Genomic DNA, 311 nt, shown 5'->3' on the forward strand with positions numbered 1-311 from the left:
CTGGCCACGTACGGGCAGGAGCGTCCGCAGGACCGGCCGCTGCTGCTCGGGTCGGTGAAGTCCAACATCGGCCACACGCAGGCCGCTGCCGGCGTTGCCGGTGTGATCAAGATGGTGCTGGCGATGCGGCACGGCGTCGTCCCGCCGACCCTGCATGTGGACGAGCCGTCCCCGCACATCGACTGGACGGCCGGCGCGGTGGCCCTGGCGACCGAGGCGACGCCGTGGCCGCAGGTGGGTCGGCCGCGCCGGGCGGCGGTGTCGTCGTTCGGCATCTCCGGCACCAACGCGCACGTGATCATCGAGCAGCC

Annotated in this window: 1 protein-coding gene; it reads left to right on the top strand. The window is 73.0% G+C overall.

Going from position 1 to position 311, the window contains the following annotated elements:
* On the top strand, window positions 1-311 hold a 311-nt coding region (locus tag ACFHW0_RS31905), incomplete at both ends, for a ketoacyl-synthetase C-terminal extension domain-containing protein (protein ID WP_416613340.1).

The sequence above is a fragment of the Micromonospora sp. LOL_025 genome (assembly GCF_048060285.1).
Taxonomy (GTDB): Bacteria; Actinomycetota; Actinomycetes; order Mycobacteriales; family Micromonosporaceae; genus Micromonospora.